We start from the raw sequence: 15553 nt of genomic DNA, 5'->3' as shown, positions 1-15553 counted from the left end.
TTTCACGAGCGCAGTCCATACGTCGCTTACCGGGCGCTTCCACCTTTCTTATACCATCCCATCCCTAGTGATCCTTCACCGAGATGTGTACCGATAACAGGACCAAAGTAACTTACTGATACATCTACGTTGTCAAAACGTGTTTCTAATTCCTTTTTAATTTCTTCAGCCTCAGCCTCACGATTTGCATGTATAACAGTTGCTCGAATCGGTACTCCTGTTGAAGCATCTTCTTCGAATAATTCGAAGATTCGCTTTAATGCCTTTTTCTTGGTACGAATCTTTTCATATGGCACGATCTTAGCATCTTCAAAATGCAGAATTGGTTTGACTTGAAGCATGCTACCAATTAGAGCTTGAGCACCATTCAATCTGCCGCCACGGTGAAGGTGACTTAAATCGTCTACCATGAAATAAGCGCGAAGTGATTCCTTTATCTCATGCAAGCGTGCCATAATTGTTTGAGAATCTTCGCCATTCTGAGCCATGTCTGCTGCTTCGAGCACATAGAATCCTTGCGCCATACAACTGATTTCCGAATCAAATGGAAAGACTTCCATTCCTTCTACCATTGATTGGGCTGTAACAATGGATTGAAAAGTACCACTAATACCGCTGGATAATGTAATAAAAATGGCTTGATCATAATCTTTGGCGAGTTCGTTTAATTTTTCCGTTATGAGGCCGATAGAAGGTTGTGAAGTTTTGGGGAAATCCTCTACCTCTCTTACTTTCTGATAAAATTCTTCTGTGGAGATATCGATTTCTTCCTGGTAGGAGTCGTTCCCAATTACCACATTCAGAGGGACCATATGTATATTTTTTTCTTTTCTATACGAAACTGGAATATATGCCGTACTATCGGTAATGACAGCAACTCTCATATTTATATCGAACCTTTCTACTAATTTATAGTTTACTATATTTTATTTTACCTAATATTATGTTTGTTGCATAGTCTTAAGTTGAGAAAGGTATTTGGAAAGAAGTACAAGCCCTGATCATGATGATTACTGTTCGCAAAACAGCATCACCAAAAACGAACGGACATTTATTCCGTTATTAGCATCAAAAACGATTTCTTCGTGGCTTTCGCGGACATCCATTCCCTTATTTCATGCCATTTCTCATTAATGAGCATAAAATAGGCGAAATAGGGGATTGAATGTCCGTCAGCTCCAAAAAAATATCGTTTTAATACAAAATAGAGGAACAAATGTCCGCTTCTTTCAACGCATACACATGGATAATACTTATAAGATTTCTACCCAGCCTTTTTTGATAGCAATAACAACAGCTTGCGTACGGTCTTTTACTTTCATTTTTTGCAAAATACTGCTTACGTGGTTTTTTACGGTTTTTTCACTTATATAAAGTGATTCTGAAATCCCTTTGTTACTTTTACCTTCTGCAAGTAATTGCAACACTTGGCATTCACGTCGAGTCAGTAAGTGAAGTGGTTTTCGGTGCTCTACTTCTTTCAATTTTGAAAGGGAAGTGTCAGAATCATATAATGCGTCTTCTTCTGTTACTAACCTGCGATATTCTTTGACTAAATTATGGGTTACTTTCGGGTGTAAGTAAGAGCCACCTTCTGACACAACGGAAATAGCATCAATCAGCGCGTCAGAATCCATTTCTTTTAGTAGGTAACCTTGTGCACCAGATTTTAAAGCGTGGGTTACATAATTTTCATCATCATGAATCGAAAGAATAATGACTTTTACGCCAGGGTAACGTTCCAACAACTCAGCAGTTGCCTCTACACCGTTAACACCAGGCATGTTGATATCCATCAGTACCACATCAGGCTTGTATTTTTTTACAAGCTCTGCTGCCATGGAACCATCGTCACCTTCTGCTAAAACATTAAAACCATTCTCCAATTCTAATATCCTTTTAACCCCTTCGCGAAACAGTTTGTGATCATCGATTAATACAATGTTAGTTGACATGATTACTCCTCCTCAAGTTCCTATATACTATTTTATTTATTTTTTGATAAGTTCATCGTTGTATTAGTGCGATTAATTCCTATCCCTACCATTATACCTGATTCAGATTAATTTGCAGTATTATCGTCAAGTTCCAGAGGGATTGTGATGTTAACTCTTGTGCCAGCTCCTTTTTTACTGGTAAGGTCTAAGTCTCCTCCAAGAATATCGACTCGCTCGTGCATGCCTATTATACCAAAAGATTTATCTTTTTTCTCGGATTGTTCGAAACCCTTGCCATTATCAGTGATTGTAGCAACTACTCTATCACAAGAAATGTCTAACTCCACCAAAATAAGTTCAGCCTCCGCATGTTTTATTGCGTTTTGTATCGATTCTTGTATTAAACGAAATAAAGCTACTTCGTAATGACTATGTAATCGCTCGTCAGACGACTGATATTTGAAGCGAATATTAGGATGTTGATCCTCTAATGTACTTATGTACTTTTTAATAGTCGGTATTAACCCTAAATCATCCAGTGCCATTGGGCGTAAGTCATAGATAATCCGCCTTACTTCATGTAAAGATTCACGAATCATAACTCTAACATTACGCATTTCTTGGACTGCGCTATCTACATCACCTTTCTTAAAGGTACGGTCGACTATTTCTGAACGCAGCATAATATTCGCTAACATCTGTGCTGGGCCATCATGCATTTCTCTCGAAAGTCGGCGACGTTCTTCTTCTTGTGCTTCGATAATTTTCAAACCAAATTCTTGTTTTTCATAGGCATCACTAATTAAATCAGAGACTTCTTGAAAGTCCTCATTTAAATAATTCAAGACGATCGAAACTTTTCCTACTAATCCTTCTGCTCGTTCGACCATTTGTTCGATTGATTTTAGCCGTAACTCAATTTCATCCCGTCTTTCTCTAAGTACTTTTTCCTTATCACGTGTTACCACTAAATCTGTTTGAAGCTGATGGGCTTGGTCGTATACTTCCCTAATTTTATCCTCTGAATATTCTTTGAAGTTTTTACTGACTTCAGCTAGTTTTTTTCTGGCTAGTTTTACTTTCTTTTCAAGGGCATCTCCTTCATCAATTACCACCGTTACATCTTCTTTTAACACTGCTAGTTCTTGCTCTAACGTTTGATATTCCTTACGAGAATCTTCGGCGATTTCAAAGATTTCATCCTTGCTGTTTTTTACTGTATCTATCATCTCGTCTATTATATAATCTAATGTACGATCTGTATGTTTCATATACAAAACCTCACCACCTAGTTTCATTTTATACCATACGAAATATATAGTTCTTTTTTAGGGGGTTATCATAATATTCTTTATTCCCTATTACAATTATTTTACACGCATTCATTTCATGAACACAAATTTATTTGTATTTAGGAGGATTTATAGATGCTTAACCACTATTTTACAGTGAAGCTAGAAGGATCTGATGAGCGAGTCATTCAAAAATCAAGGTTTATCGGATATGTGAAACGCGTTATAAGTGAAAATGAAGCCCAGCAATTCATTCAAGCAATCAAAAAGAAACATGCTGATGCTACACATAACTGCTCTGCCTATATGATTGGTGAACATGATCAAATTCAGAAAGCTAATGATGACGGCGAACCGAGTGGTACTGCTGGTGTTCCCATCTTAGAAGTTTTAAAGAAACGGCAATTAAAAGACACGGCAGTCGTGGTTACCAGATATTTTGGCGGGATTAAGCTTGGGGCAGGTGGGTTGATTCGTGCATATTCCAGTACAACCTCATTAGCGATCAATACGACAGGTGTTGTCGAACGAAAACGAATGAAGATGTTTTTTGTAACAGTTGATTATACTCTGTTAGGAAAATTGGAAAATGAATTACGCCAATCTGAATATTTATTAGAAGAAACGGAATATTTGGATAAAGTAACCTTTCACGTCCGTACTTTGGTTGGTGAAGAAACTGGTTTCACGAACTGGATAACAGAATTGACTAGTGGAAATGCTGAACTAAAGGAAGGAGAGGATTCTTATATCGAGGTAGACATATCGACCGAATGACTATTTCCCTGGAAATAATTTGAGTGTGAATCAGGTTCACACTCTGTTTTTTATTATTTTTTATGAAATGTTAATAGATTTGCCTGCTTAAGTTCATTCGTCAGTTTTTTTATAAATTCCTGTGAATTATCGATTTGTTGGCTTTCGGTTTGGTCTAGCATTTTTTGTAATATTGATCGATACACCTCTTGCTCCGTCAAACGACTCAACCCCTTTACCCATCCTAATTATACAATATGTTTGTACTTCTATTTTCGTAACTTGTTTACTATGAAAACAACCAAAAGCACTATCACAGTTCTTATTTCATCGAGACGACATCACCTGCAGGTGGTGTACGGTTCCTTGATGCCATTCATCAAAAATAGCGTACACTAAAGTAACAAAAAATGCAAAGAAAGATAATAGAATTGCTTTTTATACTTCCATGAAGTTGATAAGTCAAATGTTTAGAAAGATATGGCTTAATGTCTTTTTCCTCGTGTGATGGATTTGATGCGTTATATATGACTTCCTTTCATCATATAAAGAAAAACCAATATATTAACTTTCCTTAAACTCCTCTTTTTTTCTACTATAATACTTTGTGAATTATACCACTATTTTTGACCGTCGATTACATTCTTGTTCACTAAGGAGATAAAGTGAGACTATGATCAGCCGTTTTGCCCCCTACTAGTACCTATCAAGGAGCTAGCTTAGCTTTCTTGGTAACTTGAAGCTTGTTGTGGGAGCTTATAGACGTTTAGTACCGTGATAAAAAAATAGTCAGCTACTCATCTAAGTGGCTGACTTGTCTGTTTAATTAATGATTTTGCTTCCATTTGTTGAATTCTAAAAATTCTTTGAATTCTTGCTTAGAGACACCAGAATGCATTGCCTCTTCTGCAAGCTTTAACCATTCTTCATCTAGTTGTTCTTTAATTGCTTCATCAGATTGAGACATTAATAATTCATTAACAGTTACACCAAGGACCTTACCTACCTTCTCCATAAATTGAATCGATGGATTAGATTGGATTCCACGTTCAATAGAGCTTAAATAGGACTTGGCAATCCCAGCTTGCTCGGCAACTTCAGATAATGACATTCTTTTTTGTTTCCTTAATTCTTGAATTTTTTGCCCTATCACAACAATTCACCCACTTTCCTGCTAACCATGATTATTATAACATAAATAGTTTAGTTCGTTCTATATAAAGGTACGTCTTTTTGTCGAATTATGCAAGGGTTTATGACTATTTTTGCGTATTATGCAAAAAATCAAGACTAAAGTCCTGTAGAAACATTCGTTAAAACGTAATATTTTAGTTTGTCCAAATAGGAAATTAGTTCATTTGTCGAAGAGTTGCAACTATTTTCCGTTAATAAACACGTGCAATTTACCATTATTATTAGTATAATATGGATAATACATAGACTAAAGAGGTGTGGAATACTATGAAGAAGTTAGCACTACTTTTTATATTGGCAGGAATCGTGCTTCTAAGTATTGGCGGTTATCGTTACTTCCAAATACAAGCTGCTGAAAAACAGGCTGTCACTGAAGTAAACGAATTACTTGAGCAATCTTCTAAAGAAACAGGTGAGTCAACAAAACGAGCACCGGAGGACTTTTTTCCAGATATGGGAGAAGCAGTTGGTTTTTTGCATATTCCAACACTTGATGCTCAATTGCCTATCGTCGAAGGTACTGACCCAGATGAATTAGACAAAGGAGTCGGCCATTATCGCGGTTCAGCCTATCCACAACAAAACGATCAAATTGTGCTGTCGGGCCATCGTGATACTGTATTTCGCGAACTAGGAGAAGTAGAGGTCGGAGATACCTTTACAATAGAATTGGAATACGGAGAATTTGAATATGAAATGGTTGATTCCAAGATTGTTGATGCAGACGATACAACCATTATTAAATCAACAGCGCCTGAAGAAGAATTGGTTATCACGACTTGCTATCCATTTTCCTATGTAGGAAACGCACCTGAAAGATATATTATCTATGCAAAACCAATTTATTAAGCGTATTGTCTGTTAGCAATACGCTTTTTCACTTGTTTAGAGGGGGTAAATTAAATGAAACGGTTATTAATTGTATTGATAAGTTTGTTAGCATTTTTAGCTGCCTGTCAAGAAGACGAGCAAGTCCAGCCTGAAGACCGCCTGCAGGAATATGTAGACTATTGGATGGCAGAAGACTTCGAAAGTATGTATCAAATGGTCGAAGAAGATACGGATAAAGAAGAATTTGATCGTTATCCAAAGATATATGAAGACTTGGAAGTATCAGAACTATCAGTCGAATACGAAGTACCAGATGAAGATGAGGAAGAAGTTGACTTGGAAGAGATTGAATCAATGTCATTCCCACTCAGTGTAAGCATGAACACAATGGCAGGCCCCATTTCTTTTGATACGGAAATTGAAATGGTAAAAACGATCGAAACGGTCGAAGGTGAAGAAGAAATTGATTGGCTCGTTAACTGGCACCCTGGATTTATTTTCCCCGAGTTGGAAGATGGCGGAACAGTTGGAATTAATATAGTAGAACCAGTTCGCGGGGAAATTTATGACCGAAATCGCGAAGCACTTGCTGTCAATGAAAGCATTTATGAATTGGGTGTAGTAGAAGATTGGTTTACTGAGGATGAAGAGCAGGAAAAAGAAGAAATTGCAGAAATACTAGATATTACAGTGGAAGATATTGATCAAGCTTTAAGTGCTGACTGGGTAACACCAGATGTGTTTGTTCCATTAAAAGTAACTCCTAGCATTAGTGAAAATGGATTAGAAGAAGCTTTACAATCGATTGAACCATTTACCAAACAAACGACGACAGGGCGTATCTACCCTTTAGGTGAAGCTGCTGCTCATTTAGTAGGGTATATCGCACCAATTACAGCTGAAAAATTAGAAGAAGTCGATTCTAATGTTTATTCGGAAAGTGATTTAATTGGTTATCGAGGACTAGAAGAGCTATTTGAAGAAGAACTCCGCGGTGAAGAAGGTGTCCAGATTTATGTCGATAAAGAAGATCAGGAGCCTATCGTAATCGCTGAAACTGAGATGAAAGATGGAGAGACCATCACCCTCACTATTGATGCCAAGGTACAGCAAAGCATCTTTGATTCATTAGACGGAGACGCCGGAACTGCTACAGCAATTGATCCTTCGACTGGTGAAACATTAGCATTAGTAAGCAGTCCAGCTTTTGACCCGCACGCTTTTCTATATGGACTTAGTGGTGATCAATGGAATGAGTGGCAAGAAGATCCGAAGAATCCATTATTAAATCGATTTAGCGCAACCTTTGCACCTGGATCATCCTTTAAACCAATTACAAGTGCTATTGGCTTGGAAAATGGATCCATTGACCCAAATGAAGGCTACACCATCGAAGGACTGACCTGGCAAAAAGAAGGATGGGGTAATTACTCCGTTCGACGTGTTTCTGAATCAAATGGTCCGGTTGACTTAAGAGATGCACTCGTCCGCTCCGACAATATCTATTTTGCCATGCAAGCATTGGAAATGGGTGAAGATGCTTTTGTATCTGGCTTAGAAGCATTCGGTATTGGTGAGGAAGAGTTCCCTTTCACTTACCCAATCGAAGCAAGCTCTATTTCTTCTGATGGTACATTAAGTGAAGAAGTACTATTAGCTGATACGAGTTATGGTCAAGGTCAACTCGAAATGAGTGCACTGCAACTAGCAACGAGCTATTCCATTTTCCAAAATGACGGAAACATTGTCCAACCAACCTTGTTGATGGATGAAGAAGACGGACAGACATGGAAAGAAGGAGTGCTTTCCAGTGAAAATACTGACATCATTCGCGATGCATTACGTGGCGTAGTAACAGATGGTACCGGAAGTGAAGCAAACGTTAGTGGATTTGGGATAGCTGGAAAAACTGGAACTGCAGAACTGAAGCAATCACTTGATGAAGAAGATGCTGCTGAGAATGGCTGGTTTGTCGGCTATCCGGAAGACGGCAGTGTAATCATCGCTATGATGGTTGAAAACATCGAAGACAAATCGAATGGCAGTGGATATGTCGCTGAAAAAGTCGGAAACGTATTTTCTGAGATAAAATAAGAATCGAGAGCTAGCCCGAGGGATCGGGCTAGCTCTTTTTTTGATATCGGGCACTTTTTACGTTATATCGGGCACTTTCCTTATGATATCGGGCACTTTTAGTCATTTATCGGGCACTTTACAAATACTTAATCAAATCAACATGCTTATAATAGGCACCTTTATTATTTCCTTTTCGGATTAATGGAGCTCTCTGAAATAATTTTTTAATCACTTCTGGGGAAGCTGTTCCTAAAAATTCTCTAGCTAGTTTATTTGTTATTCTATTCTCCGACAACAACGCTAAATCAAACAATACTGGCAAATGGGCATCAGAGCTGCGTTCATTACAAAAAGGACATTGCCAACGCTGGCGTATTCTATTCATCGCAAATCTTGTACATGCCGGACATGGTACACCTTTAATAAGGTCACTCCACTTGATACCATACCGGTCAAGTACCGGAAAATGCGCTTCCTGGTGGTGATTACGTAAAAAGGATACAATCTCCTGATTTCGAGAAGGTGATATTTTCGCCGGGTGTTTTCGTGCTATTTTTTCTAAAAAAGATGGAAGTGCTTGTGCTGTGAGGATCCGGTGCCTATTTGGGTAATCCTGAAGTTCTAGAATTGCATTACGATTGACGAATACCGCTGCAGTAAAGGTCGGAAGCTGTTCGATGTTATGCTCATCCAGAAAACGGCGTAATTGTGCATATTGTAGATCTACTTGCAATAATGGATCTGGAAATACTTCTTTTTCTCCTGCTTTCGTTCGTATTAGCTGTCGGGAATGTGGATCAAAGTAGATGGGCGCGGTGTAATTCTTGATTTCTAGTATGATGCGATAGCCTAGATCTAAAAGGAGCCAGTCGATCTGGAATGCGGATTGGTGCTCAAAGCGGAGGCCGTTAAGGAATTGGGGTGAATCAAGGTAGGCTCGCTTCAGGTAATATTCAAGGTTTGCTTCTCCTACTTGTCCTGATTCAAATTGCCGCCACTTGTCATAGATGTAGCGATATTGAGGATGATCTTTCGGTAGTCGATCAAGTAGTGCTTTGTGCTTCAATAGTTTTAACGATGTTATTGGTATCATTTCTCCTCTCCTTTCCAATATATAGTAACAAAAAGCACAGCAGAAATCTACTGTGCTTCTCTTTTATAATGAAATTACCTGTCCTGTTTTACTACTCTCATATACGGCATCAAGTACTTTCATTTGGTTGCGCATTTTGCTCGTATCATAAAATAACGGTTGATTGTTCAATACTGCATGAGCGAAGTGTTCTGCCATTAATGTGTACTGGTCACCCGCTTCTTGCAATACTTCTGTACCTTCATCTGTTTTTACATGGATTTCACCTGTCATTCCTTCATTCGTGTCTGGTCGAAATGCAGATGTTACCGTAATGCTTCCCTTTGAACCGACCACTTCGTATTGTTCACGTGCTGTACTATCGAAACTGGAATCAAAAGATGTAACAATGCCATTTCCAAAGGTCATTGTACCCGCCATCGTTGTATCCACTTTTAATTCTGGATGATAGTATGCACTTGCGTGAACGGATACAGGTTCTTGTTCTAGGATATTACGAATCGCATGTAATGTGTAACATCCGACGTCAAACATTGATCCACCACCAAGCTCATTAATCAAGCGAATGTTGGAACGGTCTTCCAAATAAAAAGAGAAGCTTGCGCGCATAAAGGCTACATCGCCAATCACACCGTCATCAATCAATTGCTTGACTTTTTGATGCTGGGGATGGAATTGATACATAAATGCTTCCATGAATACCACATTATTTCTTTTACACGCAGTAATCATTTCCTCTAATTCTTCGTTAGTGACTGCAACAGGTTTTTCACAAAGTACATGTTTGTTCTTTTCGGCTGCTTTGATCACCCATTCTTTATGTAAGGCGTTTGGCAGTGGAATATAGACTGCATCGATTTCTGGATCGTCTAATAATGCCTCATAGCTATCAAACGCACGTGGAATTTGGAGCTCTTCAGCTACTTCTTTTGCTGTTTGTTGATTTCTACTTGCGATCGCGACTACTTCCCCATTATTGGATCTCTGAATTGCTGGTATCACTTGTGTTCTTCCGATTTTTGCTGTGCTTAGTATTCCCCATTTTAATCTTGCCATGTTATCTCTCCTTTATAATGTTTTCATTGCTCCACCATCTACAATTAAGGTTTGACCAGTAATATATGTATTAGCAGCTGATCCTAAAAAAAGGATTGCCTTTGCGAATTCTTCTGGTTGTCCAATTCGACCAATCGGGATATTTGCTCCCGCTTTTTGAATACGTTCTTCAACAGATTCATCTGAAGATTGGTGTTTGTATATATCTCGAATCCGATCTGTTTCCATTGTGCCGGGACCAACTGAATTAATCAAAATTTGATCAGAAGCTAATTCTTGGGATAAGCTCTTGGATAAGCCAACAATAGCAGGACGGAATGTATTCGATAGTAATAGTCCGTCTAGTGCTTGTTTCATCGAACTTGATGTAATATTAACAATGCGTCCGAATTGCTGTTCTTTCATTCCAGGTGTTACGGCTCTAACAGTACGAATAATATTCATGAGCAACAATTCAAAAGCATGCTGCCAATCCTGATCATCAAAGTCATTAAACTTACCTGCAGGTGGTCCTCCGGCATTATTGATTAAAATATCAACACGACCAATTGTCTGCATTAGGTTTTCAATGTCCTGACTTTTGGTAAGGTCACAGACTATTGCTTCTACATTAACATTCCCTGTTTTTTCAACGATCTCAGCTACTGCTTCCTCTAGTTGTGCTTTACTTCTACTTGAGATAACAACATGTGCACCCTCTTCAGCATATGCTTTGGCACATGCCTTACCTAAACCTTTGCTTGCTGCTGTAACAAGAACCTTTTTGTTCTTCACCCCTAAATCCATGACACACCTCCTGTCTCTATTTTAAAAGGGATGCGATTACAATAGCAAGCAACAAGGGGCTTGTAGGAGATTCATAAAAGAAAAAACAGCTGCCCTAAGCAACTGCTACATTTCATTTAACTTTGTTGTATATAAATGGAAGCTTTCTGGATTCTTATCATCCAAAGCTCGATCGATAAGTCTTAATAAATTACTTTTCTCTAATTCCATAATCACATGGTCAATATTATCTGTATTATCATCAGTTTGGGACATGATCATATACGGACTTAAAATAGTGGATAGATGCTCCTGAAAATCCTTTACTTTTATCAGATCTGATAATGTTATCCGGTTATATTTTTTTCCTTTTTGAAAAACAAAAACGTCATTTTTATTTTGAATTTGTTGTGTATCACGGTTAATTCGAATTTCTCGAGCTTCGAGCGGCACAAAATGATATACTTCATCATCCATTAATAAAGAAAAATATTGATAAGCGAGTACCACCCGAATGTGTTTGCCTTCTTCTTTTACATAATACGGTTTTAACATTTTTACGGAAAGCAATTTCAACACCTCCTCAAAAATTCACAACGCACTAATCTGCTTGAGATATATTCTTATTTTACATCATATGCACGGAATAAGAAAGCGTTTACAACTAATTCCCAAAAAGAAATTTTTGCCCAGTAAACATTATCTTTCCATTTAAGCAAGATTCATCATGGTAAGCTAAAGATTTCTGCGGTATACTAAGCAATAGAATGTTCGAAGGAGAATTCTTTCTAATGAAATGGTCAAAGTTACGCTACCGTTTTTTTGGTAGACGAATAATCAAAACAGCATTAGCTGTCTTTTTAACATCACTGTTATGTGAATGGATCGGCTGGCCACCAGTATTTGCTGTCATCACTGCGATTGTCACGGTCGAACCAACTGTTGCTGATTCGATAAAAAAAGGGATCGTCCGTTTTCCTGCTTCGGCAATAGGTTCAGCCTATGCCGTTTTATTTATTTACTTGTTTGGGAACTCACCCATAACCTATACATTGTCCGCATTGTTTACGATTATCACGTGTTATCGATTAGGTTTACATGCAGGACTGCTAGTGGCAACCTTGACATCAGTTGCCATGATCGAAGTAATTCATACTAATTTATTTATCTCTTTTATTATTCGACTTGGCACCACAACAGTTGGACTATTAGTATCAACCTTAGTCAATATGTTTATTTTACCGCCTAATTATACAAAGAAAATAATGACTAATATCCATGATCTATTGAAACAGACAGGAGAAGAATTAGAGATTATATTGAAGCAATTAGTTGGAAAAAGTGAACTATCCAATCAAAAAACAGAGATAGACAAGCGTTTTCTAACATTAAAAATGACTTTGGATCAGACGGATAAATTGTTGAACTTTCAAGCAGATGAGTCGAAATACCATCGACTGGACGAGCATACGAAAAGTTTATTTGATTACGAAAGAAAAAACCTGACGAGATTACGATTGATTCATTATCATATTGGTAACTTAATTAATACACCAATCCAGAATATCTGTTGGTCGAAGCAAGAATGCGAAGACATTATCGAAATGGTGGAAACATTAGTTGATTTCATGAAATATCCCGATCATTATAAGGCAAGTGCCTATCGACAACAGGTTAAAAAATTAATGAATCAATTCTGGGAGAGTAAAAAGCCAAGCAAGGATCAAAATACTACCCTTTTCACACCAGAAGTTATTATCTTATATGAAGTATTGTCTATTTATAATATCGTAGAAAAGATATTAATTAGTGAAAATGAACTAAAGAAATAACAAAGAAACTGGGACACACTTAACACATTTCAAGCTTAAGAAGAACGTTGACAAGATCTAACTTATTCAAATGTTGCTTATTTGTTCATAGTAGATACATACTGCGAAGTAATGAAAATTCTGTTTAGTGGCTTTCTTCCATTCTCTGAAGTTAAGTGCTCATTCGTCGCTGCGGAAAAATACTCCCTTTCCGGGGGCACGGCCTCAGCTAACTTGCTGAAGAAAATCACTTCAGCAAGTGGATCTTCGGCTCGCGCTGTTCCCCCAGGAGTGTCGCATTTTTCCGCAGCTTAGTGTGTATTTCTAATCAAGTAAGAAGATATTCACAGAATATATTTACCAAAAGTTCTCTTCTTTCGAAAATCAGAACACTACGCTTAGCGGAGGCAGAATACGGAGACTCCTATGGGAACTCACGCGAGTCCGAAGACCCTGTGATGCACCTACGTCTTCTACTAACGATTCGAAGTAAGCTTCCTCGGCACAAGGGAGCAAAGAAGATATTTCAACGTAGTTCCCTAGCTGAGGCTGTTCCCATGGAAAGCGCAGTATTCTGCCGGAGCGTATGGCAGCACTCATCAAAATGCAGAATGGAAGAGAGCAAATCCATGTCCAGTTACTGCACAGTTTACGTTTAAGACGTTATAAAAATCCTGAGCTTGCATTTAAAAAGACCCGAACTACTCCATTTGTTATGGAAAGTTCGGGGCTTTATTTAACTTAGATACTTGTGTCCCAGCTCCTTTGTTTCTTTAAATCTTAAATTGTCTTACTAAGTCATTTAATTCTTCTGCCAGTTTTGCCAGATCTTCTGAATTTGAAGATACTTCTTCCATTGAACTGCTTGCTTGTTGAGCAGATGCAGATGTTTGCTCAACACCGGCAGCTGATTCTTCCGAAATCGAAGCAATCTCTTCTACAGAGCCATTTATTTCATCACTGCTTGATGCCATTTCTGATAAGTTAGATGTAACAGTTTTAATGCTTGATACCATATCGTTAACCGCATTATTAATTCGTCCAAACGTTTCTCCCGTCTTTTCGATTTGTGATGAACCTTCTTCAACTTCTTCGTACCCTTCCTCAAGTGACTGCGAGACATTAGAAGATTCGTTTTGAATATTTACAACAATTCCTGTAATATCTGAAACTGATTCTCCAACTTGTTCTGCTAATTTCCGAACTTCATCTGCCACAACAGCAAAACCTTTACCGTGTTCACCTGCACGTGCTGATTCTATCGCCGCATTTAGTGCTAAAAGATTCGTTTGTTCTGCAATATCTTTAATAACTGCTACTAGTTTTGAAATTTCTTTCGTTTGTCCATCTAAGCCACGTACTTTATCTACAGCATCTCGTACGATCGTATGTATTCGTCCCATTTGTGCAACAGAGGATTCCATCATTTCACGACCGCTACCTGTCATATCCAATACATTTGTAGATGCCTTTGCTACGTTTGTCCCGTTTTCATTTGCCTCTTTTACCTTTTTCGAGAAGTCCCCGATCATCATGGAGACGTCACTAGCATGGTTAGCTTGTGTCTCTGCTCCTGAAGATAATTCCTGCATGGTGGATGCAATTTGTTCGGTTCCTGATTTCACTTCGTTTGCCGATTGGTTTAATTCTTCACTTTGGGCACTCACAGTTTCAGAAACTTTCGAAACTTGCTGAATAATGTCCTTTAAGTTAGTACTCATTGTATTAACAGAGTGAGCTAGTTGGCCGATCTCATCTTTACCATCATAATCAATTGCCTCTACTTGTAAATTACCGTCAGCTATTTCATTACTTACATCCACGACTTTCGAAAGGTTTTTAGAAATAATACGATTGACGAGAATAATTAAGAAAATACTAATAATAAATGAAACAATAACGGCAATGATAAGGGCAAATAGAGCTATTGTTTGACTATGTTTTGCTTCATCTGCTGCTGTTACACGCTGTTCATCCATTAGTTCTTTTAATTCATCTAAAGCGATTACAGTCTCTGACTGAATTCGTTGGGCCCTATTTGCATGGTGTTCAACAGAATCATGATTCCCTTCCGCATGATTGATAACGATTTCATCGAAAGAAGTATTAAACTCTAGTACCTCAAGAATAATAGAATCAAGCAGTTCTTGTTCATTTTCATCGTTCATTTTTCCCGTTAATTCTTGCGCTAAATTAAGAAAACGTTGCTTGCGCTGATTAAATTCTTCTGCTATGTTTTCAGAAGGATCATTCATATATTGAAACACCCTAATACTTTGCGCACGCAAAAGTGACCCCATTTCCGTTACGAGCACTGCACGTTCGCTTCTTCGTTCCATGACTTCGATTTCATCCTTGCCATTTTGCATAAAAATACTAACAATAATAGAAGAAACTACAAATAATGCTAGGACAATACTTAATATTAATCCATACTTGTTACCGATTTTCACATCCTTAAGCTGTAAGTTTCTCCATTTTAATTTTCTCAAAAAATTTTTCATCTTCTTCCCCCCGTATGAAACAAATGAATGTTGTACGTATAAATACATCGCTTATATTTGTATAAATCTATTGTACCATTACCAAATGATTATTTCTACACGTCCGTACTAGTTATTTTAACCTTATTTTATTCAAAAATTATCCAATTACACCATAAACACTCTTACTTGGAAATATACTTTTCTCCAAACAAAAACACGAACAACTTGATATGTTCGTGTTTTTATCGTATATCGA

15 protein-coding genes are annotated in these 15553 nt (G+C 37.8%); 4 read left to right on the top strand and 11 right to left on the bottom strand.

Annotated features, from left to right (window positions below):
• Positions 1-26: 26 nt before the first annotated feature.
• From J5J03_RS06275 to J5J03_RS06265, 3 genes are all read right to left on the bottom strand, one after another.
• Complete coding sequence (locus J5J03_RS06275; protein WP_208587456.1) at positions 27-884, bottom strand: DegV family protein; 858 nt, start codon at positions 882-884, stop codon at positions 27-29.
• Between the two features lie 369 nt (positions 885-1253).
• Positions 1254-1955, bottom strand: a complete 702-nt coding sequence (locus J5J03_RS06270) for a response regulator transcription factor (RefSeq protein ID WP_208587455.1) — start codon at positions 1953-1955, stop codon at positions 1254-1256.
• Between the two features lie 107 nt (positions 1956-2062).
• Positions 2063-3208 carry a sensor histidine kinase gene (locus J5J03_RS06265; RefSeq protein WP_208587596.1) on the bottom strand — a complete coding sequence of 382 codons (1146 nt, stop codon included), beginning with the start codon at positions 3206-3208 and terminating at the stop codon, positions 2063-2065.
• Positions 3209-3364: 156 nt separating this feature from the next.
• On the opposite strand from J5J03_RS06265, the gene J5J03_RS06260 reads away from it, so the two are divergent.
• Positions 3365-4006: a YigZ family protein gene (locus J5J03_RS06260; protein ID WP_208587454.1), complete on the top strand. Its 642-nt coding sequence runs from the start codon at positions 3365-3367 to the stop codon at positions 4004-4006.
• Positions 4007-4059: 53 nt separating this feature from the next.
• On the opposite strand, the gene J5J03_RS06255 is transcribed toward J5J03_RS06260, so the two are convergent.
• From J5J03_RS06255 to J5J03_RS06250, 3 genes are all read right to left on the bottom strand, one after another.
• Positions 4060-4206 (bottom strand): hypothetical protein, encoded by a 147-nt coding sequence (locus J5J03_RS06255; protein WP_208587452.1) that lies wholly within the window; start codon positions 4204-4206, stop codon positions 4060-4062.
• A gap of 106 nt (positions 4207-4312) precedes the next feature.
• On the bottom strand, positions 4313-4417 hold the full coding sequence (locus J5J03_RS22340) for a VanZ family protein (RefSeq protein WP_407927820.1): 105 nt from the start codon (positions 4415-4417) through the stop codon (positions 4313-4315).
• Positions 4418-4811: 394 nt separating this feature from the next.
• The gene (locus tag J5J03_RS06250) at positions 4812-5138 is read right to left on the bottom strand and encodes a helix-turn-helix domain-containing protein (RefSeq protein WP_208587449.1); all 327 of its coding nucleotides are present in this window, start codon (positions 5136-5138) and stop codon (positions 4812-4814) included.
• Between the two features lie 308 nt (positions 5139-5446).
• Between J5J03_RS06250 and J5J03_RS06245 the strand changes: the two genes are divergently transcribed.
• The gene (locus J5J03_RS06245) at positions 5447-6028 is read left to right on the top strand and encodes a class D sortase (protein ID WP_208587445.1); all 582 of its coding nucleotides are present in this window, start codon (positions 5447-5449) and stop codon (positions 6026-6028) included.
• 54 nt (positions 6029-6082) lie between these two features.
• Positions 6083-8104 carry a penicillin-binding transpeptidase domain-containing protein gene (locus J5J03_RS06240; protein ID WP_208587443.1) on the top strand — a complete coding sequence of 674 codons (2022 nt, stop codon included), beginning with the start codon at positions 6083-6085 and terminating at the stop codon, positions 8102-8104.
• Between the two features lie 118 nt (positions 8105-8222).
• Here the strand turns inward: J5J03_RS06240 and J5J03_RS06235 are convergent, their stop codons facing one another.
• The 4 genes from J5J03_RS06235 to J5J03_RS06220 all read right to left on the bottom strand — a co-directional run bounded on the left by J5J03_RS06235 (position 8223) and on the right by J5J03_RS06220 (position 11579).
• Positions 8223-9179, bottom strand: a complete 957-nt coding sequence (locus J5J03_RS06235) for a nuclease-related domain-containing protein (RefSeq protein ID WP_208587434.1) — start codon at positions 9177-9179, stop codon at positions 8223-8225.
• Positions 9180-9242: 63 nt separating this feature from the next.
• Positions 9243-10235, bottom strand: coding sequence for a Gfo/Idh/MocA family protein (locus J5J03_RS06230; RefSeq protein WP_208587431.1), 993 nt, complete (start codon positions 10233-10235; stop codon positions 9243-9245).
• A 12-nt stretch (positions 10236-10247) separates the two neighbouring features.
• Positions 10248-11021 (bottom strand): SDR family oxidoreductase, encoded by a 774-nt coding sequence (locus J5J03_RS06225; RefSeq protein ID WP_208587429.1) that lies wholly within the window; start codon positions 11019-11021, stop codon positions 10248-10250.
• A 105-nt stretch (positions 11022-11126) separates the two neighbouring features.
• On the bottom strand, positions 11127-11579 hold the full coding sequence (locus J5J03_RS06220; RefSeq protein WP_331460441.1) for an IDEAL domain-containing protein: 453 nt from the start codon (positions 11577-11579) through the stop codon (positions 11127-11129).
• A gap of 212 nt (positions 11580-11791) precedes the next feature.
• On the opposite strand from J5J03_RS06220, the gene J5J03_RS06215 reads away from it, so the two are divergent.
• Positions 11792-12832, top strand: a complete 1041-nt coding sequence (locus J5J03_RS06215) for an FUSC family protein (RefSeq protein WP_208587424.1) — start codon at positions 11792-11794, stop codon at positions 12830-12832.
• A 752-nt stretch (positions 12833-13584) separates the two neighbouring features.
• On the opposite strand, the gene J5J03_RS06210 is transcribed toward J5J03_RS06215, so the two are convergent.
• A complete protein-coding gene (locus J5J03_RS06210; protein ID WP_208587421.1) occupies positions 13585-15315 on the bottom strand; it encodes a methyl-accepting chemotaxis protein in 1731 nt (576 codons plus the stop codon).
• Positions 15316-15553: the final 238 nt, after the last annotated feature.

Source organism: Gracilibacillus suaedae, from assembly GCF_017599345.1.
In the GTDB taxonomy this organism is placed as follows: Bacteria; Bacillota; Bacilli; order Bacillales; family Amphibacillaceae; genus Gracilibacillus; species Gracilibacillus suaedae.
Note: the sequence above shows the minus strand (reverse complement) of the source record. Positions and strands in the feature narration are given on the sequence as shown.